Genomic DNA, 21,094 nt, shown 5'->3' with positions numbered 1-21,094 from the left:
TGCGAACTATGCTGAATAAAACAGCAAACAGCGAATCATAAGCTAGACAGCAAAATGACTAGCTTATATAATCGCAACTCAAATTTGGCCCCTTAGCTCAGTTGGTTAGAGCATACGACTCATAATCGTCAGGTCCCCCGTTCAAGTCGGGGAGGGGCCACCACATTCTAAAAGCCGTAATAGATTAACTTCTACTACGGCTTTTTTAATGCCTGCAATAGTTCTACCCCCTCTTTTTTAAAAGCGTCGAGTAAATTTACACAAGAAAACTTTAATAACACCTTAAAAGTAAGCGCACTTTATAAACTGCTGAAATTATTCTTGATAATTTTTATGGCATAAATATTGCTCTTAACTCAGTTTTACAGTGTAAAGCGCTATAGCATATAGCCATCAGCATAAGCTTCACTTTAAAAATGGGTTTCTACAATAAACAACTTAAATTGAAATAATAAAAATAAATAAGGATATTTTATGACATTAAAAATGTTAACCACTGCGTTAAGCGCTTTGACTTTATTTATTGCATTCAGCGCTAGTGCGGGTGTGATAACCGATACCAATAATGATAGCTTTATCGACACCTCAACGGGTTTGGAGTGGATGGACTTTGGTATTAATAATGGCCAAAGCTATAACTACGTGGCTTCACAACTCGGCCAAGGTGGTCAATATCAAGGTTGGGCACTGGCCAGCAAAGAGCAAGTGTACACAATGTGGGCTAATGCATTTTTAGGCTTAGGTGCAAGCGATGAAAATGCCAATCACTCCGGAACAGGGCAACTTTATGTTAGTGATGGTTATGGAGTAAGTGGCAGTGTGTTTAGCGAGACCTTTGATGCGATGGGTAGTAATATAGCTTATAACATAGGTACACCATACGAGTATAATTATAACCTTGCTTGGTTTGCAGGCAATAACGGGTTAAGTTACGTATATAAACAAGAATTTACAGGTAGTTATTATGACCTTAACCGAAATGATATTGCATACATTTATGATAACAATAATTACGATTCTAACCTTAACAGGTCCTATGAACAGCGCAGCACCATGCTTGTGCGTAGCACTGTCTCTGCACCTGCAACCCTAGCTATCTTCGCATTAGCCTTAATCGGCCTGCGCTTTCGTCGTCAAGCACGTCGCTAAGCGATTGTATTAACCAAATACGATTACTCAGATAGTTTTAATCATTAACTTCATTACCCTGTTTTCAAAATAATGAAGTTAATAAGCTGTTTTTCATGGCTACTAACGGTATTCCCGGCGAAATAAATAGCCGTTCTATTTTACTGGTTAAAATAATTTACCTCTTCGTTAAAACTTTCGTAAAGGGAATGCCAATTAAGTCATCTTTGGATCTGAAATAAATCACTTTTTCAACGCAAGCTTTTGCACACATACTCAATGAGATTGTTATCCCACTAATCACTCATAACAATGCATAACAGCGCCGATAGTTTAACACTTCCTTAATTTGAACAGTGCTTTTGGCCTTATACCATTCCGCTAATATAGTGATCAAATATTACGCAGGAAAAAGGGGGTAGTTCAAGGCGAAAATTGATGCAAATGGTTGCTCCCTTTACAAAATTTTTAACGCTGAAATAGCTTCTTTTAACCAGTCAGATTGATCAGTTATTTAGTGGATTTGGTATTAATAGGGTCTGTTGAACTTTCGAGTTTATTTTTGCAACAATTTGTTGGCTATTGGCCGCAGTTGACTACGTCAATAGCAAACAATGCAAGATAAAGAACCACTTTGCTGTTATACAAGGCTGAGTCTATGCCCAGCTATTATTCTACATCAGTAGGCGAAAACGCAGTAAAAATGGTCAATAAATGTTGCTTTATGAATTCAACACGCTATGCCCTTGCTCTATTTGACTATGCCAAACAGTAGGCAATACAAAACGAAAAGACCTTTTACTATCCGTTAGACGAAATTCACTTAGAATGACCAAGCTACATTCCGCCTACCTTGCTAAAAACGCGCAGTGTTTAACAACATTCAAACAACGAAGATCAATAGCCCCTGATAACTTCATTGGTTAATATTTTGACAATATGTCGACTTTACTTACACTAAAAGGCAAAATAGAAAACACTGCACTTTATATCTTATTGAACTTATTAAGAATTATTATCGTGGCATGTTAATTGCTGTATCTATTACGACGCCTGTCCAAGAAATACAAACAAAATATGAGGACACTCAATGATTTTTAAATGCTTAAACATAGGGTTAGCCAGCTCAGCTCTACTCCTGTCTGTTACCGTCCAAGCTGTTGTTATTACTGATACCAACAATAATAGCTTTATCGATACCTCGACTGGGTTAGAGTGGATGGACTTTGGCATCAACAATGGCAAAAGCTATAACTATGTTGCTTCACAGCTTGGCCAAGGCGGAGAATACCAAGGGTGGTCTTTAGCCAGTAAGGATCAAGTTTTCACGATGTGGAGCAATGCTTTCTTAGGCTTAGGTGCAGATTATGAAAATAGAAATGAATACGGCATAGGGCAGCTTTATGCCAAAGATGGACAAGGCGTTAATGGGAGTGTTTTTACTGAACTATTCGATATTATGGGAAAAAACACCACTAAATACGAGGGTACTGCAATCGAACATAACTCTTCTGTAGGTTGGTTTTTAGGCACCGACGGGTTAAGCAATGTCCATATGCTAGAGTGGACTGGAGCGCTTTTCGATCTATATAACAATGATGTAGTGAATATCTATGATAACTACAATTATTCAAACTCATATACAGCTAATGGTGATAGTGCTCAAAGCACAATGTTAGTTAAACGCTCTGTACCAGCACCAACAATGTTAGCTATATTTGCACTGGCATTGATAGGATTTAGTTTACGTAGAGCGACAAAAATTTAATACCGCTATAACCAGTAACGTTTTAATTTAACTTCATTGCCCCCATTATTTCACAATGAAGTTAAACATTATTTATTGATATAGAACGGGCTTAACGACCGACTATAGCCCCTTTTCAACCCCCTTCCAGCAATTTATGTAACACCAAAGGTGATAAGCCTTACTTGTTATAACTTCCACTACTGGTGTTGTGAGTTTTCAAAGATGAATAACTAATTTTTGCATTAACACCTTGATAGCTTAAATTTCCTACGCAAAACAAGCTCACTTTCTCATTCCATTTATATAATACCAATCGAATTAATACCAATTCCACTAATATAGTGTTCAAATTTTACGTAGGAAAAAGGAGGTATCACAAGGCGAAAGTTACAGTAAATAGTTGTTCTATTTACAAAACTTTTAACACAGAGATAGCTCCTTTTAACCAGTACAAATGATCAGTTATTTAATGGATTTGGTATAAGTGTGTGATCTAAATTTTGTGTAGGAAAAGTGACTTAACTCGAGACGTAAATGATTGCTCTCTTTACGAAAGCTTCAACGAAGAGGTAAGTTGCTTTAACCAGTAAAATAGTTCAGCGATTTATTTCGTTTGGTATAACTAAGCAAGGTTAACCAAGAAGGGATCCCTTGATAGTTTATGCCCCTGCTCAGGATTGAACCAAGATAATTTATCCGCAAGACAAACCACTTCACCAATTATTATTAGTGTTGGCCCTTTTAAGCCACCTCCTAATTGCGATAATTCATCAAGCTTACCGATAACAACATGCTGATCAGCGGTTGTACCTTTATTAATTAGCGCAACAGGTGTTTCAGCTCCACGCCCATAATGTAATAACTGTTGTTGTATCTCTTCTGCTTGAATAAGCCCCATATAAACAACTAAGGTTTGATTTTTAATCGCCAATGCTTTCCAATCTAATTGTTTCCCATCTTGCTTACGATGCCCTGTCACGAACGTAACAGATTGAGCATAATCACGGTGCGTTAATGGGATACCAGCATAGGCGCTACAGCCAGAAGCGGCGGTAATACCCGGTACGACTTGAAAATCGATATTAGAAGCAACGAGCTCTTCAAGCTCTTCGCCTCCTCGGCCAAAAATAAATGAATCTCCACCTTTTAGCCGAACTACTTTCTTCCCTTGTAGTGCATACTCCACTAACATTTCATTAGTACGAGACTGTTCTACTTCATGATTACCCGCTTCTTTACCTACGGAGATAAGATCAGCATCACGTCGCACTAAATCTAAAATTTCAGAGGAAACAAGACGATCATATAGCACCACGTCAGCTTGTTGCATAAGCTGCAATGCTTTTAATGTTAATAAAGAAGGATCGCCTGGCCCAGCTCCCACTAAAGCAACATCACCTTTAGCAACCTCTTCGGTTAAACTTTGGGTCATTAATGCAATTGCCTTATCTGTTTGGCCTCTCTGGAGTAGTTGTCCAAGTTGCCCATTACCAAATAATTTTTCCCAATAACGACGTCGTAAGGAAACACTTTTAAGTGTTTTCTTAACTTGATGACGAAACTCCCCCGAAATAGTCGCTAAACGGCCGATATGCATCGGTAATAATGACTCTAAACGTTCACGAATAAGTCTCGCTAAAACCGGAGCTTTACCGCCACTTGAGATAGCAACAATAATTGGAGAGCGGTCAACAATAGAAGGCATAATAAAGCTTGATAATACAGGGTTATCAACCACATTCACCAAGATTTGGCGACTATTTGCACATTCAGCAATATGTTGGTTAACCTCTTTATCGCTGGTAGCGGCGATAACTAACCATTTATTATCTAATAGCTCATCGCTAAACGTACCTTTAATTATTTTTACCTGCTTAGCATCAGCTTTTTCTAGTAACTTTGCATGGAACGCTAAAGAGCAAACAGTGACATCTGCCCCGGCCTTTAATAATAGGTGTACTTTGCGAAGTGCAATTTCTCCACCACCAATAACAAGACAAGGTCGATTTTCTAATTTGGTAAAAATTGGTAAGTAATCCATTTGAGAGCCCAGAGCAGATTGAAAGCGAACACTATAAAGAAATATAAGAAGGAGTTAAAACAATAAAATTTAATTTCTTATAGTCTAATTGTCTAACAGCGCACGCAATCCATCGTGTAGGGTAAATATTCCAACGATCTCGCCTTCATCAACTATCGGTAAGCAACCGATAGTATGCTCAAGCATTAATAATAATGCTTCGCGAATTAACGTATCACTGTTAACAGTAATTGGCGATCTCGTCATCACCTGATGTGCACGCTGATCAATGGTTTTTGTATCTCGGACCGATTCAGCATCAGTACCAATAAATGGGCTAAGGCACCGTAATAGATCACGATCGCTTATTACCCCCTGTAACTCTTCATCTTCGATAACAAGAAGGTGACGAAAGGGAGCACTGTCTAAAATCTCTTTAACAACTGTCAAGCGATCATCCATATCAACTTTAACAACCCGTGTAGTCATCACATCTGAAACTTTCATAGACTCTCCTTACATCATTAAAATTAAAGTATAGACATAAAAAAACCAGCTATTGCTGGTTTTTTCGATGAAGAGTAATGAATTGTTAGCTATTTTTTACGAAATCAATCCCTTTCTGAATATCATCATGTAATACAGCTAGCATCTCACCTTTCTTTTTCTCTTCAAATTCACTTAACTCGCCAAAGGGTAAGACACGCTCAATACCATTTATACCGAGTAATAATGGTTGTGTGAAGAAAGGAGAACAAGCATTTCCTCCATCCACGTAGGCATTTTGAATAATGCCTTGCTTACCTAGTAATGCTTGTACTAATCGAATACCAAACACAGAGGCAGCACGTGCCATTGAAAGCGTCGCAGAACCTCCACCAGCTTTAGCATTTACAACTTCGGTTCCAGCATTTTGAATACGTTCTGTTAGCTCAATGACCTCTTGCTCTGTAAATTCAACGCCCTGTACCTGTGATAAAACCGGCAGAATGGTTGTTCCACTGTGTCCACCGATAACGTTCACACGTACATGCTCTGCAGGTAAACCTTTCAAGTCAGCAATAAACTCTTCAGCACGAATAACATCTAAAGTTGTAATTCCAAATAATTTATTTTTATTATAAACACCCGCGGCTTTTAATACTTCTGCAGCAATAGCAACCGTCGTATTAACTGGATTAGTAATAATACAAATACATGCTTCAGGCGAAACTTTAGCAACAGTACCCACCAGCGTTTTAATTATGCCGGCATTAATGTTAAATAAATCACTGCGATCCATACCGGGTTTACGCGCAACACCGGCTGAAATAAGTACAACATCAGCACCTTCTAATGCTGGGCTTGCATCATCGCCGCCAAAACCTGTCACTTTTACACTAGTAGGTATATGGCTAAGGTCTTTTGCAACACCTGGAGTTACAGGTGCAACATCATAAAGGGATAACTCTGAATTTTCTGGAAGGTCTAATTTTAATAATAAAGCTAGGGCTTGACCAATACCGCCAGCGGCACCAAGTACTGCAACTTTCATAACACACTCCGAAATAGTTATTTAACATTTAAGGACACAAAATCAGCTTAATCCAAATTAAAAGTTTGTGTAAAAAATGTTAAATAATTGTGAGCGATGTTGAGTGTAATGGATAATTTGTATGACTAAGATCGACTTGTCGGCAGTTAAAGATATTAGATTTATTAAATGGCGACGTTAAATAGCTAATTCACTATAATTTCAAACAATTAACTTCCAGAAATTGAAGTAAATAACATTTCAATAATAGTGTTATTTTTCTGTTATTAATTTACTTATTACTCTCAAAGTAGCGATCATAAATTGTTTGATAAGTGCCATCTTCTTTTATTTTCGCCAAGCCATAATTAATACGCTCTAATAATGCCATATTGCCTTTTTTTACAGCTATGCCATAACCTGCCGAAAACTTATCCAAGAACACATCTTCAGTTTGCATCACTGAAAACTTGTCGTTATTTTGACGCTTAGAGAGAAAATCATCTACGACTGCGTGATCAGCAAAAACCACATCTATTTTTCCATTTCGCAAGTCTGAAAAAGCTTTAGTTGAAGAAAGATAAGAGATAATAAAGCTATTTTTTTTAGCATGCTTTATTAAGTAATGGTGGTTAGATGAATCAGATTGCACACCGATAAACTTCCCAACAATAGAAAATGCCTCTTTACTATTAGTGGTACTAACAAAAACAGGAGGGAATCTATAATAACTATTTGAGAAGTCTACTTTCTCTTTTCTGGATTCTGTTATATCAAGGGCGGCAATCACTGCATCAAATCGACCAAATTGTAAGGTCAATAGTAAGCTATCAAAGCTTTGATTATAAAACTTACAAGATAAATTAGCTTTTAGGCAGACGGCATTAGCAATATCAATATCAAAGCCTTGGATCTGCTTTAACTCATCAAGGTATTCAAAGGGATAATAGTTAGCTTCGGTGACAAAATTAACAGGCATATTTTTACTAATATCTAGCGAGAATACAGAGCCTGAAAAAAAGAGAAAGCACAATAAGCCACACGTTCGAGAAAAATAGGTCATATCCATATATCCAATACTAAAAAACCGTTAACCATCATAATAATGTAAGAATTAAATCGATTTAGAAAATAAATGAATAGTTATGCACTTATTTTGCAAAATAATCTATTGTAAATGGCATAATATTAATTATGATACGCATAAATACATTACAGAGTTATATTACATGAAACAATCAACTGAATTAATGGATTTCTTCAAAACGTTACTAAAAAAAGAACGCCTTAGCTCGCAAGGTGAGATAGTTGACGCATTACAAGAAGCAGGGTTTCATAATATTAACCAGTCTAAAGTATCACGCATGTTGAGTAAGTCAGGTGCAGTACGCACTCGTAATGCGAAACGTGAGATGGTGTATTGCTTACCTGCCGAATTAGGCATCCCTACAACGAGTAGCCCATTAAAAAACTTAGTCGTTGATATTGATTGTAATGATAGCCTTATTGTTCTTAGGACTAGCCCTGGAGCGGCACAACTGATTGCTCGTTTACTTGATTCTATCGGTAAAACAGAAGGGATCTTAGGGACTATTGCCGGCGATGATACTATATTTATTACCCCTACAGACTGTCAACAAATGGATAAAACATTGAAGGTCATTAAACAACTTTTTAATTAAGCGCAAGCCCCCCATTACCCCCCCCCCTCTTAAAGTAGTAATAGGGGAAAACGATTAGTTAACAATGGTATAAATCTAATACCCCATCCACACCACACATGCGAACAGCTCCGAGCAAATTAATGCGAATTTGAACCGATGTATTGCTATCAGACTCAAGCGTAAACAATTTATCAGGCTCATTAAATCCCCCTCTTACGCGGTCGAAAAAAGGAGAAACATAAGTTGAGCTTAATGTTAACCCTTCATATTGGCTGGCATTAATCACTGCGACATCGCAGGTGAAAGGGCTGGTATTACAATCACAATTTGCATCCTCTTCGTTAACGCCAATACACCAATTCGTACCAGAGGTTATTTTTAAAAACACATTTTTGTTACGCTTAATAGACTCTGTTTTGGTTAGGCTAAGCATAAAATAAAGCGCGTCACTACCACCTTTTAGCCTATTCCCATCAAGCATCGCTTTAAATGAAGGCATACCAATAGTTAGAATAATAGCGACCACAAATATCGCTACCAACATCTCTATCAATGAGAACCCTTTTATAAATAGATTGAGCAACTTAGCCTCCTTTGTCCCAACTGGCGGAAATAATACCAATTCCGTTAATATAGTGATCAAATGTTACGTAGGAAAAAGGAGTTAGTTCAAGGCGAAAATTGATGCAAATGGTTGTTCCCTTTACGAAATTTTTAACGCTGAAATAGCTTCTTTTAACCAGTAAGATTGATTAGTTATTTAGTGGATTTGCTATAAATCGTAAGCGAGGTAAAAGAATAGTGAATAGTTGATTATTGTATGCATTAATACACATAGAATAATTTATATACAATCTATAACTTGCCTCTGGGGTTTAAGTTTAGCTTAAGGCATAAATAAATGAGGTGCGTTAAGGAATAAAGATCTACACTCAGTGAATATCATAATAGTCAAATAAGCTATAAGGTAAATGAAATGGATAAGATCACGCTGACCGGTTTTACATTAATTGAACTATTAATTGTCATTGCGATTATGGGGATTCTTGGCAGTATTGCTTATCCGTCATATCAAAACTATATGTTAGAAGCGCGCCGTGGTGATGCAAAAACCGAGCTTATTAAAGCGCAACTAAAACAAACTAGCTTGCATATATTAAACCCCAATTACTCTGATGATGAATCAGCACTAGGAATGGCTAATAGTGATTATTATACCTTTACCGTTACCTCTGCCGGCACAACCACCTACTCAATGCAAGCGGTTGCGAAGGGACTGCAACTTAGTGATACAGGTTGTACTACATTAACAATTGACCAAGATAGTAATCAAACACCAGCAAGTTGCTGGTAAAATAGTATTGTTTAGTAGGTCGCCCCAAGCTCCTTCTCATTAAAAAACTCCATCGGCTGCTGTTGTATATGCTGATATATCACATTGTAAGCAAGAACATTTTTAACGTATCTTCGTGTTTCTTTATAGGGAATCGTTTCAACCCAACTATCCATACTAAGCGCTTTATTATCTCTGCCTTTTTTATTTTTTTTCCAACGATCAACACGATTTGGGCCGGCATTATAAGCAGCAGTTGCAAGAATACGATTGCCCTTATACCGTTTCAATAAACTATCAAAATACGCAGTTCCTAATGCAACATTAATCTCGCTTTCGGTTAACTGTGCTTTCTTCTTATATTCTTTTAACCCTATTTTACGTGCGGTTTCCTTCGCAGTTGCAGGCATTAACTGCATATATCCCGTTGCACCTACAGGGGAGTTTGCAAACTGATCAAAAGAACTCTCTTGACGTGTTATCGCATAGATATAACTAGTCGGAACCTGAAACTTATTTGCATTCTCAGAAAAAAGTTCAGGTTTTACCTCAGGAAAACGTATATTAATCGCATCCCAACTTTTAGAACGAATACTTGCCAGTACAGAAAGATGAGGCCAGCCTTTATCAAAGGCATATAAACCAAGTTGACGCTGTACATCAATATCACGCCCTTTTAACAGAGACTCCCACTCACGTTTAACCAAGTTCATATATTGATGGAAATATAGCTCCTCAATATGATCTAGCTGTTTTTGCACATAACGTAAACTCGTGACCTCAGGCTCGACAATTTGTGCATTAAGCTGATAAGTAAGCCCTAACTTTTGAGCAGCCAAAAAGCCATAATATTTTCGTTCCCCGGCTATTTTTTGATACAGCTTATTGGCTTGTGCAAACTGTTCTTTCTCTTCCAAAACACGAGCTTGCCAGTATAACCAAGTAGGTGAATGAATCGCTTCCTGTGGTAGCTGATTGATCCAGTTTTCAATATCAGGCCAATTATTGTATTTAATCGCATAGCGAATACGCTGCGCAATCAATTTCTCACTCCCTAATGAAGGAAGCGTTTTATCTACCCAAGGCAATAGCCCCTGTTTATTTTTTATTAGCACTCTAGAAGCAAAGTATTTCTTCAGTTCAATTTCATCAGAAAAAACAAAAGGAACTTTACTGTCATAGATTTGGTAAGTTTGAATGGCAAGGTTGATATCACTTCTCGCTAGACGTTTAAGCATGTCTTTTAAAAAAGGGTAACTGGCATGATCATGGCTCGTAAACAACGAACTACGCGATAATTTTTGGGGCGATTGATTTAATTTATAAAGTTGACCTGCTAACTCCTTATTATCAGCGTCCATAAGGGTTATCAGGTATTTCATTAACGCTTTTTTATTACTACGATGAGCAAGTTGAAAGCGTTGCCATATTAGTGACTGTGACACTTTTTTCTGTGTTAAGTAATATTTAAAAACACTGTCACAGGCATTGGGCTGAGAGTAACCAGAGAGCCATACTTTTTTTACGTCGGGCCAAATTTGGTCATGCTTATTTTGAGACATTTTAGCTTGAAAATGAAAGCATTTGAGTTTGGTACTACGTGGTAATGCAGGATAAAAGTCTAAAAAGGCTTGCCAAGATTGTTGCCCAGCAAGATAAAACATATATTCGCGTTGTAATTTATTACTTATTTTATACTGCTTATTTTTTATTATAAATGCACTGATCTTTTCTTTATCAGAAACTGAAAAGTTATTTTTAAGTGATTGATATTGAAGAAGGTAAGTAAGCGGGTAATCTGGTAGCATCTGTAACTTTTCATCCGCCTGTTGCCAATTGTTTTGCTCCTGCAAGCTCCTTGCATCGCTATATAACGTTCTTTGTTGATTTAAAGATAGCGAAAAAGTGGCTGATGAAAATACAATGCTGAGCATAACTAATAAAATTCTAAACATAAACCCCACTTAAAAGTAAAATATAAATAAAAAATAATACACTATGGTAGCGCAGAAGATAATAGTATTTGAGTATAATGCTCTTTTGCTGCATTAAAGATCTCATTTGTCGTTCCCTGTTCAATTACCTCTCCAGACTTCATCACTAATACTCGATGACTGATAGCCTTAACAACAGAAAGATCATGACTGATAAACAGATAACTCAATGCAAGTTCTTGCTGCAATGAGATTAACAACGCTAATATTTGTTTTTGAATACTACGATCTAATGCAGAAGTTGGTTCATCCAAAACAATAAGTTCCGGATTTAAAATCAGTGCGCGCGCAATAGATATTCGCTGCCTTTGCCCGCCGGAAAATTGGTGCGGATAACGTGACATACTTTGCTCGTCTAAACCGACTCGCAACAATACCGCACGGACTTTATCCTCTACCTGTTGCGTACTTAAGCTGGGCTGATGTACCTCTAACCCTTCGGCAATAATATCACCAACACATAGTCGCGGACTTAAACTGGCAAAAGGATCTTGAAATACGATCTGTAATTTAGCACGTAATCTTTGTAGCGCTTGATGATCGATGTTATCTATTTGCTCGCCTAAAAAAACCACTTTGCCACGGCTTTTACCCAGCTGTAAAATCGCTTGTGCTAACGTACTTTTTCCCGATCCACTTTCGCCAACAATGGCAACCGTTTCACCTTTATGGATTTGTAAGCTCACTCCTTTTACAGCATCTAAAGTATGCGTGACTTTCCCCCAAAAGTTCTTTTTAAGTGGAAAGGAAACACAAATATTGTCTGCACTCAATAACATTTCAGACTCTGCAAGAGCAGGCATCTCTCCACGCGGAATAGCATCTAATAACAGTTGCGTATAAGCCTCTTTAGGCGAGTCAAAAAGCGCTTGCTTAGCTTGTAGTTCAACAACTTCCCCGTGGCGCATAACAAGGACATCATCGGCAATACTTTTAACAATATGTAAGTCGTGGGTTATCAATAAGATCCCCATGTTTAAACTTTCCTGTAACGACTTTAACAAGGCTAATATCTGCTTCTGAATGGTGACATCAAGTGCCGTAGTAGGTTCATCAGCAATCAATAGCTCTGGTTCGTTAGCCAATGCCATTGCAATCATGACACGTTGTCGTTGTCCGCCCGACAACTCATGAGGATAAGCATTTAAGCGACTTTGTGGGTCATCGATACCAACCAAAGTTAATAACTCTAGTGTACGCTCAACAGCCTGTTTACCCGCTAAGCCTTTATGAATAAGTAAAGTCTCTGCTATCTGCTTCTGAACTGTGTGAAGAGGGTTTAGTGAGGTCATTGGCTCTTGAAAGATCATGCCTACTTTGTTACCCCGAATTGCCTCTAAAACACGATCACCTTTGCCAACAAGGGGTTCACCACATAGTGTTATCTCTCCCGTAGGATGATGAGCATGCGGATAGGGTAATAATTGTAGAATAGACTGAGCGAGTAACGACTTACCTGCACCACTCTCACCTACAATAGCGAGCGTTTTACCGCGATCGAGCTGAAAACTGATATTTTTTACAATCTGCTTATCAGCAAAACTCACACTTAAATTATCAACCGATAATAACGGGCTCATACTCATGCTGTTTTCCTTGGGTCAAATGCATCACGTGTTGCTTCACCAATAAAAACAAGTAACACTAAAATAGTCGATAATGAGATAAATGCAGTAAAGGCAATCCACGGAGCATGTAAGTTATCTTTACCCTGCGCAACCATCTCACCAAGTGAGGCAGAGCCAAGCGGTAAGCCAAAACCTAAAAAGTCTAATGAGGTTAACGTAGTCAACGCCCCTGTAAATAGATATGGCATAAAAGTGAGTGTGGCTATCATGGCATTAGGGAGAATATGTTTGAACATTATTTTGCTGTCTTTTACGCCGAGTGCTTTCGCAGCTTTAACATATTCCAGGTGGCGACCACGTAAAAACTCAGCACGGACAACACTAACAAGACTTGGCCAACTAAATAAAATCATTAACCCTAATAACCAGCTAAAAGTAGGCTCAACAAAACTGGCTAAAATAATCAACATAAATAACATTGGCAACCCTTCCCATATCTCTAAAATACGTTGCCCTAAGAGATCTATTTTTCCGCCATAATAGCCCTGAATAGCACCAATAATAATACCAATAACAGAACTCACTAAGGTTAGTGTTAACGCAAAGAGAACCGAGATACGAAACCCATAAACAAGTCGAGCTAGCAGATCTCGTCCCTGATCATCGGTACCTAGATAATTTATTTGGTCGGGTGGTGATGGTGCAGCTTGGGTTAATTCAAAGTTGATACTGTCATAATAGAAAGGTATTAATGGCCATACAATCCAGCCATTTTTTTCTATCTGTTTAACCATGTAAGGGTCGCGATAATCGGTAACAATATCAAAGTCACCACCGAGTTTATCTTCTGTGACATCTTCAATAATTGGAAAATACCATTGCTCCTGATAGGACACCATGATCGGTTTATCATTTATCCAGACTTCTGCAACAAGGCTTAATAGAAAAAGAATAGAGAAGATCCATAACGACCAATAACCCCGTTTATTTTGCTTAAACTGTTGCCAACGATCTGCATTTACAGGGTTACGTCGCATTTTCTGCCAACTCATTAATAATGACATGCTATCTCCCCTCAAAGGTAATGCGTGGATCAATCAAGGTATAGCTAATATCACTAAGCAACTTCAACACTAACCCCACCAAGGTAAAAATATATAGAGAGGCAAATATTACAGGATAGTCTCGGTTAATCACCGATTCAAAACCCAGTAAGCCTAAGCCATCGAGTGAAAAAATCACCTCTATTAACATAGAGCCAGTAAAGAAAATGCCGATCAAAGCAGCGGGTAAACCGGCAATCACTAATAACATTGCATTACGAAAAATATGTCCGTAAAGAATGCGACTTTGTGAGCAACCTTTTGCGCGCGCCGTGATCACATATTGTTTGTGAATTTCATCAAGAAAAGAGTTTTTAGTCAGCATCGTTAGCGTTGCAAAGCTTGCTAAAACAGAGGCAGAAATAGGGAGCGCTAAATGCCAAAAATAGTCTTTGATTTGACCCCATACACTAAGGCTATCGAAATTATCTGAGACTAAACCTCGCAAAGGGAACCAATCGAAATAAGAGCCTCCTGCAAATACAACAATCAGCATAATAGCAAGAATAAAAGCAGGAATTGCATAAGCAACAGTAACGATGGTACTACTCCAAATATCAAAGCGACTACCGTGTGACGTGGCTTTTTTAATGCCCAGCGGTATAGAGATAAGGTACGCTAACAAAGTGGTCCATAGGCCTAAAGAGATAGAAACAGGCATTTTATCAACAATCAGATCAGTGACTTTCTGGTTACGATAAAAACTATCACCAAAATCAAATTTGGCATAACGCCAAAGCATCGAAAAATAGCGTTCCATCAGTGGTTTATCAAAGCCATACAGTTTTTCTAAGGCAGCAATATACTCAGGGTCTACCCCCTGCGCACCTCGATATTTACTTTCTGAGTTACTACTTTTTATCTCACTGTTAGTACCAGAAGATATACGGCTTGTATTACCACCATCGATCCCCTGATATTGGGCGATTGCCTGCTCAACAGGGCCACCAGGCGCTATTTGGACAATAAAAAAATTAATGGTCATAATGCCTAGCAAAGTCGGAATGATAAGTAGCAGGCGCTTTAAAATATAACTGTTCATTGCGCCTCCTCAGCATCTTTTGACCACCAGGTTGATAAACCTAAATCATAAACGGGTGCAATTTTAGGCCGAGCATATTTATCCCAATATGCGATACGGTATGCAGGAAGGTGCCACTGTGGGATCACTATGTACTCATTAAGTAGAACTCTATCAAGCGCTTTAGTTGTAGTCACCAATTCATCACGTGTTTGACTGTTAATGAGTTTTTGTACAAGTTGATCAACAACAGGAGAGCAAAGCCCAGCCCAATTAGAAGTCCCGACTTCCATGGCACTATCACATCCCCAAAAACTGAGTTGTTCATTACCCGGAGAGATAGATTGACCTTTACGCAGTGAAACGACATCAAAATCGAAATTATTAAGTCGATTTACAAACTGCGATACATCAACTAAACGAATAGACGTCTTGATACCGATACGATGTAAGTTCTGTCTAAAGGGATGTACGACGCGCTCGAAGTCTTTACTGTACAATAGAAATTCAAATTTGAATTGCTTCCCATTGCTATCCTGCATCTTGCTATCTTTCAACTGATACCCAGCTTCTTCAAACAATTTTACAGCCTTACGCATTTGGCTCCTCACATCGCCATCTGCTTTTGTAATAGGAAGTGAAAAAGGTTGGAATACCGCTTCATCAAGCTGAGATTTATAAGGCAACAGTAACGCCTTTTCTGCTTCTGTAATGTGCGACTGCGTCGCTAACTCAGAGCCCGAATAAAAACTATTAATTCGGGCGTAGGCACCATAAAAAAGGGTTTTGTTCGCCCACTCAAAATCAAATAACAGCGTTAATGCCTCACGAACCTGCTTATCTTTAAACTTATCTTTACGCAAATTAAACCAAAAACCCTGCATACCTTGTGGCGATTTATCAGCAATTGTTTCTGTTATAATTTTTCCATCATTAAAAAGATCACCTTTATAACCAGTAGCCCAGCGTTTAGCAGAGCTTTCTAAACGATAATCGAACGCACCAGACTTAAATGCCTCAAAGGCGACACCGTCATCTCGATAATAATCAAAAATCATATACTCGAAATTATACAAGCCTTTATTTACAGGAAGATCTTTCGCCCAGTAATCACTGACGCGTTGGTAGGTAATGCGTTTTCCCGCTTTAAAAGACTTCACTTGATAGGCACCGGAGCCAACAGGAATGGTCAAATCACTCTTAGAAAAATTTTTATTTTTCCAAAAATGTTCAGGAAGAATAGGTAGTTGGCCAATAATTAGAGGTAACTCTCTATTGCCTTTTTCACGAAAGTTAAAAGTTACTTGTAATGGATTATCAACGATAACCTCTTTAACACCTGCATAATAAGAGCGAAAGTGAGGAGCCCCCTTCTCAATAAGTAGATCAAAAGTAAACTTCACATCATTAGCTCGAATGGCTTCGCCATCATGAAAACGGGCATGCTCATTTAACTTAAAGCTTACCGAAGAATAATCATCTGCAACCTTTACCTGTGAGGCAATTAAGGGATAACCGGTAAAAGGTTCATCACTCGATTGTTTAATTAAAGAGTCATAAATCATGGAAATACCCGTTGCAGCATTACCTTTAACAATAAATGGATTTAAGGAATCAAAACTACCAATTGTCGCCTGTTTAAAGGAGCCTTTTTTGGGCGCATCAGGGTTAGCATAATCAAAATGCGTAAAGTCTGATTGATATTTCACATCTCCATACATGCTAAGTGCGTATGACCAGCTTGAGGCAGTGGAATAAAAGCAGAGCAATGAAAGGATGCAAAACATTAAGAGGGGTTTAAGCTTAACGGTGTATTCAAAACGCATGGGGCATTCACTATCAATAAAGAGGAATAGTAACGATAACAAAACAGAGCATGAATAAAAGTTTTTTAAGAAAAAAAAGAGAGGTTGTGAGGGAACTTATCCATTCAAGAATGGACTAACTTACAAGATTGGACAAGCAATCTTTTTTAAAAGTTAACAAAAATGTACTTAGGTCAAAAAAAATTTTACAAAGTGATCAAAGAGACAAAAGTGTGATCAAAGTCACTTTTAAAGTTAATAAAAAAGCCTAATCTATTTATGAACACAATGAGTGTATAACCAAAAGGTGTCTTATATGAGAATTGAAATTACAAGCAAACAAATTACTATCACTGACACAATGCGCACCAAAGTAGAGGAACGTTTCGAAAAGTTAGAAAAACTACAAATCCCACTAATCAAACCACATTGCATTATTACCAAAGAGCCTAAAGGCGTTAAGATTGAAGCAACAATCGGTGTACCAAATGGTAAAGTCTTCGCACATGCTGAGCATGATGATCTTTATGTTGCTATCGGTCAATTATTCCAAAAAATCGAACGTCAATTAAATAAACACTTACACAAATCTGAAGCGAATCGAGCTAAAAATAACGGTAAAGATATGTGTCGTAATGGCGAAATTTCTGGGCAACCTATTGAAGAGCCAGAAGTAGAAATTCTTTCTGATGCTGAAATCAAACTTAACAAAGAGTTTGCTGCTTAAATAAGTAGGCATTTATATAAAAGGAAAAAAGGAGCTAATTAGCTCCTTTTTCGGTTTTATAAGATTAGTTTATGAAACTATTTATCCTCATAATGACGGTTATCATGCGCTTGTTGTAACATAACACGACTTTCATCTAAAAATAGCTTAGAGTAATCGCCCATCCAATCTGTTACAGATTCAAAACGCTTAATAAACGCATCACGATCAGCATTTTCTAATAACTCTATCGCATCAGAGAAATGCTTATGGTAGCGCTTTATCATATCAAGATTACCTTTCTGCGATAAAATAATATCTGCGTATAAAGCAGGCTCTTGCGCAAATAAACGGCCAACCATAGCCAACTCTAAACGATAAATTGGTGAGCTTAAATCAAGCAGTTGCTCTAAGTCAGCATCAACTTCTTGAAGATGTATACCATAAACAAAACTAGTAAAGTGACGTAGTGCTTGAATAAGCGTCATTGACTCATCATGAGTAGGCGCTTTTACATTATAAAGGTGTGATCCCCATATTTTCATCTGCTCAATTAACCAACCGTACTTTTCTTCACCACGGCCATCACAGTAAACAATAACTTGCTTTGCAAAGCTTGAGATATCAGGACCAAACATTGGATGTAAGCCAACCACAGGCCCTTTATGAACTTCAAGCATCGCTTTTAGTGGTGCATCTTTAACACTGGTAATATCAGCTAAAATACAATCTTCCGGCAAATAGGTAAGTTGCTTGATAACATCTTCAGTAACATCAATCGGAGAACCAACAATCACCAGCCCTGCTTTGCTACAGATTTGTTCAGCCTGCTCCCAGTTAGCGCGACCAAGTACATCAACTTGATAACCAGAAAGCTCAAACATCTCAACAAAACGTTTACCTAATAAGCCATTACCGCCAATGATAACGATACGCTTCATATTGGGATTGACTGTTTTAAATCCAGTTTCATTTTCGCTTGCATAAGACTCACGCATAGTACGGCGTAAAATATCTTCGATAAGATCAGCAGGAACCCCTTTTGATTCTGCTTCAGCACGTCGCTTAGCAAGCATTGCAGCTTCACGTTCAGGTACATAAATAGGTAAGCCATGCTTTGTTTTTACCTCACCAACTTCACCTACTAATCCTAAGCGCTCAGCTAAAAGATCAATTATCTGTTGATCTACGGCATCAATTTTATCTCTTAATTTGCTTAAAGGCATAAAGTATCTTCTTATCGTTTATTAAGGCTATTAGCTAATAATTTAGTCGCATCGGCAAGTAATGTTTCTGTCGTTGCCCAATCAATACAAGCATCTGTCACTGAAACACCATACTTAAGATCTTCAGCAGGAAGATCAGCAGATTGGTTACCTGCATTAATATTACTTTCTAGCATAATACCGATGATTGATGTATTGCCTTCAATAACTTGGTGGAAGACATCCTTAGCAACTAAAGGTTGTAGTTCATGATTTTTATTGGAGTTTTCATGACTACAATCTACGATAACAACTTGTTCTACTGAAGCTTTTGCAAGAGCTTGTTCTGCAAGTTTTACATTTAATGAATCGTAATTTGGCTTACCGCCACCACCACGTAAAATAACATGACCGTCCTTATTACCCGCAGTTTGCAATAGCGCACTTTGACCTAATTGATTAATTCCCATGAAACGATGAGGAGAAGCTGCCGATTGCATCGCATTAACCGCCGTTGATAAGCTACCATCTGTACCATTTTTAAAACCAACTGGCATAGAAAGCCCGCTCGCCATTTCACGGTGTGTTTGAGACTCCGTTGTTCGAGCGCCAATAGCAGCCCAACTAAATAAATCTCCAAGATACTGAGGGCTAATTGGATCTAAAGCTTCCGTAGCAATTGGAAGACCAAGCTCAGCAATGAACAATAAAAGTTCACGTGCTTTTTTAAGGCCTGTTTCTATGTCAAATGAATCATCCATATGTGGGTCATTGATCAAGCCTTTCCAGCCGACTGTAGTACGTGGTTTTTCAAAATACACGCGCATTACAATATATAAAGTGTCTTTATACTCATCATGTAATGCTTTTAATTTAAGAGCATACTCTTTGGCTGCTTCAATATCGTGAATAGAACAAGGTCCACAAATGACTAAAAAACGAGGATCATTTTTATGCACAATATTAGCAACTATTTCACGAGACTCATTAATAAATCGATACACATTTTCAGAAGCAGGTAGTTGCTTTTTAAGCTCAGCTGGGGTTATTAAAACAGTTTCTGATTGAATGTGGATATTTTCATTTTGTAGCGTAGTCATTTTAGTCTCGTTAAATGTTAATAGTGCATCTATCATACCATAGCGATTTCATAGGGGAATTGTAAACAGAATGAAAATGAAATAATTTGAAGAATTAGACTTAGGTTAAGTAAATATTCGCTCTATTGCTATACGCATTGTGTAGTTGAATATTGAAGCACCTCAGAAATAATTATTAATCATTTCTTTCTGTCCAATTAAAGCTACTGCCTACGGCAGTGCTGTTCACCTTTCCCCATGTGAGAGTAGGTCTTCATTTATCAAATGCATAAAACGAAAAAATCCCTGCTGACCTAGTCAACAGGGATTGTTCGTATCAGGCGTTTGGCGATGGAAAGTCGTCACAGAGGCCCGAAGCTCGTACCACATAGCTGGCGCGATATCCGCCCTACTCTCACTATACGTATGGTGCACTTAAATATTAAAGTATCTCAGAAATGATTATTAATCATTTCTTTCTGTCCAATTACGGCAAGCACTTAGCTATGCTTGATTTTTAAAATCCATAATACGAAAAATCCCTGCTGACGTAGTCAACAGGGATTTTTCGTATTAGCCGTTTGGCGATGGAAGTCGTCGCAGAGGCCCGAAGCTCGTGAAACATCGCTGTCGCGATATTCGCCCTATTCTCTCCGTAGCTCAACATAAATCGTAGGCAATAAAAACCCCCTGTCGGGAACTAACTCGACAGGGGGTTGTTATTGGGCGTTTGGCGATGACCTACTCTCACATGGGGAGACCCCACACTACCATCGGCGCAACTGCGTTTCACTACTGAGTTCGGAATGGAATCAGGTGGGACCACAGCGCTATTGTCGCCAAACAAAAAAATTAATTAGAAAAGCTAATGTTTTTTCGTCGTTCTTAATCTTTGCAATGTTTTCGTAAAATATGCTTCGCAAGCATTTCTCTTATAGTCTTTCGACTCGTCTTGGTACACAAAACTCTTAGAGTTTGTATGGTTAAGCCTCACGGGTAATTAGTACAAGTTAGCTCAATACATTACTGCACTTACACACCTTGCCTATCAACGTTGTAGTCTCCAACGGCCCTTTAGGGAACTTAAAGTTCCAGTGAGAACTCATCTTGAGGCTCGCTTCCCGCTTAGATGCTTTCATGGGTTTTTGATTCCGTCCTTCGCTACCGGGCCAGGTCGGGACAGGAAACGGCCCACCTCCCGCCCC

The 21,094-nt window shown here is 38.2% G+C and carries 17 protein-coding genes, 1 tRNA gene and 2 rRNA genes; 6 read left to right on the top strand and 14 right to left on the bottom strand.

Annotated features, from left to right (window positions below; translation table 11 throughout):
- The first annotated feature begins 86 nt into the window (after positions 1 to 86).
- The 3 genes from CW745_RS07930 (at position 87) to CW745_RS07920 (ending at position 2,896) form a co-directional block, all read left to right on the top strand.
- Positions 87 to 163, top strand: a tRNA-Ile gene (locus tag CW745_RS07930).
- A gap of 311 nt (positions 164 to 474) precedes the next feature.
- On the top strand, positions 475 to 1,149 hold the full coding sequence (locus CW745_RS07925) for a PEP-CTERM sorting domain-containing protein (RefSeq protein WP_101108117.1): 675 nt from the start codon (positions 475 to 477) through the stop codon (positions 1,147 to 1,149).
- A 1,069-nt stretch (positions 1,150 to 2,218) separates the two neighbouring features.
- On the top strand, positions 2,219 to 2,896 hold the full coding sequence (locus tag CW745_RS07920) for a PEP-CTERM sorting domain-containing protein (RefSeq protein ID WP_101108116.1): 678 nt from the start codon (positions 2,219 to 2,221) through the stop codon (positions 2,894 to 2,896).
- 604 nt (positions 2,897 to 3,500) lie between these two features.
- On the opposite strand, the gene cysG is transcribed toward CW745_RS07920, so the two are convergent.
- The 4 genes from cysG to CW745_RS07900 form a co-directional block, all read right to left on the bottom strand.
- On the bottom strand, positions 3,501 to 4,919 hold the full coding sequence (gene cysG / locus CW745_RS07915; protein ID WP_101108115.1) for a siroheme synthase CysG: 1,419 nt from the start codon (positions 4,917 to 4,919) through the stop codon (positions 3,501 to 3,503).
- 84 nt (positions 4,920 to 5,003) lie between these two features.
- A complete protein-coding gene (locus tag CW745_RS07910) occupies positions 5,004 to 5,405 on the bottom strand; it encodes a CBS domain-containing protein (RefSeq protein ID WP_101108114.1) in 402 nt (133 codons plus the stop codon).
- A gap of 85 nt (positions 5,406 to 5,490) precedes the next feature.
- A complete protein-coding gene (gene mdh, locus CW745_RS07905; protein WP_101108113.1) occupies positions 5,491 to 6,432 on the bottom strand; it encodes a malate dehydrogenase in 942 nt (313 codons plus the stop codon).
- Positions 6,433 to 6,703: 271 nt separating this feature from the next.
- The gene (locus CW745_RS07900) at positions 6,704 to 7,474 is read right to left on the bottom strand and encodes a transporter substrate-binding domain-containing protein (RefSeq protein WP_101108112.1); all 771 of its coding nucleotides are present in this window, start codon (positions 7,472 to 7,474) and stop codon (positions 6,704 to 6,706) included.
- A 166-nt stretch (positions 7,475 to 7,640) separates the two neighbouring features.
- Between CW745_RS07900 and argR the strand changes: the two genes are divergently transcribed.
- Entirely contained in the window at positions 7,641 to 8,093 is a 453-nt protein-coding gene (gene argR, locus CW745_RS07895) for a transcriptional regulator ArgR (RefSeq protein WP_101108240.1), read from the top strand.
- A gap of 58 nt (positions 8,094 to 8,151) precedes the next feature.
- Here argR and CW745_RS07890 read toward each other — a convergent pair whose 3' ends face one another.
- Positions 8,152 to 8,658, bottom strand: coding sequence for a GspH/FimT family pseudopilin (locus CW745_RS07890; protein WP_101108111.1), 507 nt, complete (start codon positions 8,656 to 8,658; stop codon positions 8,152 to 8,154).
- A 393-nt stretch (positions 8,659 to 9,051) separates the two neighbouring features.
- On the opposite strand from CW745_RS07890, the gene CW745_RS07885 reads away from it, so the two are divergent.
- A complete protein-coding gene (locus CW745_RS07885) occupies positions 9,052 to 9,429 on the top strand; it encodes a type IV pilin protein (protein ID WP_101108110.1) in 378 nt (125 codons plus the stop codon).
- Positions 9,430 to 9,440: 11 nt separating this feature from the next.
- On the opposite strand, the gene CW745_RS07880 is transcribed toward CW745_RS07885, so the two are convergent.
- The 5 genes from CW745_RS07880 to CW745_RS07860 are packed head-to-tail and all read right to left on the bottom strand — an operon-like array spanning position 9,441 to position 16,803.
- Positions 9,441 to 11,363, bottom strand: coding sequence for a transglycosylase SLT domain-containing protein (locus tag CW745_RS07880; protein ID WP_193755563.1), 1,923 nt, complete (start codon positions 11,361 to 11,363; stop codon positions 9,441 to 9,443).
- 41 nt (positions 11,364 to 11,404) lie between these two features.
- Entirely contained in the window at positions 11,405 to 12,988 is a 1,584-nt protein-coding gene (locus CW745_RS07875) for a dipeptide ABC transporter ATP-binding protein (RefSeq protein WP_101108109.1), read from the bottom strand.
- Positions 12,985 to 14,007 carry an ABC transporter permease gene (locus CW745_RS07870; RefSeq protein WP_343226080.1) on the bottom strand — a complete coding sequence of 341 codons (1,023 nt, stop codon included), beginning with the start codon at positions 14,005 to 14,007 and terminating at the stop codon, positions 12,985 to 12,987. Before CW745_RS07870 ends, CW745_RS07875 begins: the two co-directional genes overlap by 4 nt.
- Positions 14,008 to 14,035: 28 nt before the next feature.
- Positions 14,036 to 15,115: a microcin C ABC transporter permease YejB gene (locus CW745_RS07865; RefSeq protein WP_101108107.1), complete on the bottom strand. Its 1,080-nt coding sequence runs from the start codon at positions 15,113 to 15,115 to the stop codon at positions 14,036 to 14,038.
- Entirely contained in the window at positions 15,112 to 16,803 is a 1,692-nt protein-coding gene (locus tag CW745_RS07860) for an extracellular solute-binding protein (RefSeq protein ID WP_238596751.1), read from the bottom strand. Before CW745_RS07860 ends, CW745_RS07865 begins: the two co-directional genes overlap by 4 nt.
- Before the next feature lie 412 nt (positions 16,804 to 17,215).
- Between CW745_RS07860 and raiA the strand changes: the two genes are divergently transcribed.
- Positions 17,216 to 17,626, top strand: a complete 411-nt coding sequence (gene raiA / locus CW745_RS07855; RefSeq protein ID WP_101108105.1) for a ribosome-associated translation inhibitor RaiA — start codon at positions 17,216 to 17,218, stop codon at positions 17,624 to 17,626.
- A gap of 77 nt (positions 17,627 to 17,703) precedes the next feature.
- Here the strand turns inward: raiA and tyrA are convergent, their stop codons facing one another.
- The 4 genes from tyrA to CW745_RS16670 all read right to left on the bottom strand — a co-directional run.
- Entirely contained in the window at positions 17,704 to 18,831 is a 1,128-nt protein-coding gene (gene tyrA, locus CW745_RS07850) for a bifunctional chorismate mutase/prephenate dehydrogenase (RefSeq protein ID WP_101108104.1), read from the bottom strand.
- A gap of 11 nt (positions 18,832 to 18,842) precedes the next feature.
- Positions 18,843 to 19,910, bottom strand: coding sequence for a 3-deoxy-7-phosphoheptulonate synthase (locus CW745_RS07845; protein WP_101108103.1), 1,068 nt, complete (start codon positions 19,908 to 19,910; stop codon positions 18,843 to 18,845).
- 707 nt (positions 19,911 to 20,617) lie between these two features.
- Positions 20,618 to 20,733: ribosomal RNA gene (rrf, locus tag CW745_RS07840) — 5S ribosomal RNA — on the bottom strand.
- A 135-nt stretch (positions 20,734 to 20,868) separates the two neighbouring features.
- Positions 20,869 to 21,094 (bottom strand): 23S ribosomal RNA (locus tag CW745_RS16670); the annotation flags it as partial.

The sequence above is a fragment of the Psychromonas sp. psych-6C06 genome, from assembly GCF_002835465.1.
In the GTDB taxonomy this organism is placed as follows: domain Bacteria; phylum Pseudomonadota; class Gammaproteobacteria; order Enterobacterales; family Psychromonadaceae; genus Psychromonas.
This window is presented reverse-complemented; position numbering and strand designations above follow the sequence as displayed.

Excerpts from the sequence above, each read along its gene's own strand:
- CW745_RS07925 (WP_101108117.1), top strand. The coding sequence starts at position 475 with ATGACATTAAAAATGTTAACCACTGCGTTAAGCGCTTTGACTTTATTT.
- CW745_RS07920 (WP_101108116.1), top strand. The coding sequence starts at position 2,219 with ATGATTTTTAAATGCTTAAACATAGGGTTAGCCAGCTCAGCTCTACTC.
- cysG (WP_101108115.1), bottom strand. The coding sequence starts at position 4,919 with ATGGATTACTTACCAATTTTTACCAAATTAGAAAATCGACCTTGTCTT.
- CW745_RS07910 (WP_101108114.1), bottom strand. The coding sequence starts at position 5,405 with ATGAAAGTTTCAGATGTGATGACTACACGGGTTGTTAAAGTTGATATG.
- mdh (WP_101108113.1), bottom strand. The coding sequence starts at position 6,432 with ATGAAAGTTGCAGTACTTGGTGCCGCTGGCGGTATTGGTCAAGCCCTA.
- CW745_RS07900 (WP_101108112.1), bottom strand. The coding sequence starts at position 7,474 with ATGACCTATTTTTCTCGAACGTGTGGCTTATTGTGCTTTCTCTTTTTT.
- argR (WP_101108240.1), top strand. The coding sequence starts at position 7,641 with ATGAAACAATCAACTGAATTAATGGATTTCTTCAAAACGTTACTAAAA.
- CW745_RS07885 (WP_101108110.1), top strand. The coding sequence starts at position 9,052 with ATGGATAAGATCACGCTGACCGGTTTTACATTAATTGAACTATTAATT.
- CW745_RS07880 (WP_193755563.1), bottom strand. The coding sequence starts at position 11,363 with ATGTTTAGAATTTTATTAGTTATGCTCAGCATTGTATTTTCATCAGCC.
- CW745_RS07875 (WP_101108109.1), bottom strand. The coding sequence starts at position 12,988 with ATGAGTATGAGCCCGTTATTATCGGTTGATAATTTAAGTGTGAGTTTT.
- CW745_RS07870 (WP_343226080.1), bottom strand. The coding sequence starts at position 14,007 with ATGCGACGTAACCCTGTAAATGCAGATCGTTGGCAACAGTTTAAGCAA.
- CW745_RS07865 (WP_101108107.1), bottom strand. The coding sequence starts at position 15,115 with ATGAACAGTTATATTTTAAAGCGCCTGCTACTTATCATTCCGACTTTG.
- raiA (WP_101108105.1), top strand. The coding sequence starts at position 17,216 with ATGAGAATTGAAATTACAAGCAAACAAATTACTATCACTGACACAATG.
- tyrA (WP_101108104.1), bottom strand. The coding sequence starts at position 18,831 with ATGCCTTTAAGCAAATTAAGAGATAAAATTGATGCCGTAGATCAACAG.
- CW745_RS07845 (WP_101108103.1), bottom strand. The coding sequence starts at position 19,910 with ATGACTACGCTACAAAATGAAAATATCCACATTCAATCAGAAACTGTT.